Origin of the sequence: Sphingobium soli, assembly GCF_020782245.1 — a bacterium.
In the GTDB taxonomy this organism is placed as follows: domain Bacteria; phylum Pseudomonadota; class Alphaproteobacteria; order Sphingomonadales; family Sphingomonadaceae; genus Sphingobium; species Sphingobium soli.
In genome coordinates this window covers 1-1103 of the sequence record NZ_JAJGNP010000049.1, presented here as the reverse complement: position 1 = coordinate 1103, position 1103 = coordinate 1, and the positions used below count along the sequence as shown (strand labels likewise).

The following is a 1103-nucleotide window of genomic DNA, read 5'->3' as shown; positions in this document are numbered from 1 at the left end:
GCGCCAACGCTTGACGTTGGAAGAGCTTCGTCATTTCCGCAGAACATTAGCCGCCGTCCTCATGTCCCTTCATCACTGGAAAATGCCTGTCGCAAGACGGGCATCTGCCTGGGCAAACGCCCTGTTTGGTTCGCCAACGAAGCCTGTAAAGGCTTCGCAAGGCCGAACGGCCGCCGCCGCTTATGCGGCGAAAGCCAAGTCAACAGATGTCGACGCCGGCGCTTGAGGCTGAACGAACAACGGGCCGGTAGCTCAGGTGGTTAGAGCGCACGCCTGATAAGCGTGAGGTCGGAGGTTCAACTCCTCCCCGGCCCACCAGTTTTGCCGTCTCGGAACCCGTCCGGGGGACGGGTTCAGGCAAAACTCCCGAGCGCAAGCGAAGGGTTTGGTATGGGGCTTTAGCTCAGCTGGGAGAGCGGTTGCTTTGCAAGCATCAGGTCATCGGTTCGATCCCGATAAGCTCCACCATTTGCCTGTCGGCAAATGGTCTTTTGATCGGGTGTCCGCCGCATAAGCGGCGACAACCGTTCGGCCTCTTCGACGGGCTCAGGGCAGGCTTGCGAACCTTCGGTTCGTTGGAGCGCCAATCAGATGGCTCTAGCCAAGATTTTCCAGCGATGAAGAGTAGCGGTTTGCCGTTCCAGCGATGGGGTGGCGATATGGCTCGCAAGGCGGGCCTCTTTGACATTGTGAATGGGTTTTTTAATCGATGCCGTGGTGCGGCGCCGGTTGATGGCGGGGATCGCAAGATCCTCAAGATCGATAGGTGTTCGTAATCACAAATATATCTGGCTGAGTTAATGACCACATGCGCCGGGACGATCCGTCAGGGTTGTCGTTGGTGGTGTGGGCTCTCAAGCGTGAGGTAAGGGCATCTGGTGAATGCCTTGGCATGTACAGGCGATGAAGGACGTGGCACGCTGCGATAAGCGTGGGGGAGCTGTGAGCAAGCTTTGATCCCGCGATTTCCGAATGGGACAACCCACCTTCACCATTTAATCTCTGGTCTGAGCAATCAGGCCTGCGGTTAAATGGGAGAGGTATCACTAAGCTGAATAAAATAGGCTTTGGTGAAGCGAACCCGGAGAACTGAAACATCTCAG

The 1103-nt window shown here is 56.5% G+C and carries 1 protein-coding gene, 2 tRNA genes and 1 rRNA gene; all 4 read left to right on the top strand.

Annotated elements, in window-relative coordinates; genetic code table 11:
- Window positions 1–226: hypothetical protein (locus LL253_RS19680; protein WP_228228205.1), on the top strand; the 226-nt coding region annotated here is incomplete at its 5' end.
- Window positions 227–241: 15 nt separating this feature from the next.
- A tRNA-Ile gene (locus LL253_RS19675) sits at window positions 242–318 on the top strand.
- 74 nt (window positions 319–392) lie between these two features.
- A tRNA-Ala gene (locus LL253_RS19670) sits at window positions 393–468 on the top strand.
- Between the two features lie 387 nt (window positions 469–855).
- Window positions 856–1103, top strand: a 23S ribosomal RNA gene (locus tag LL253_RS19665); the annotation flags it as partial.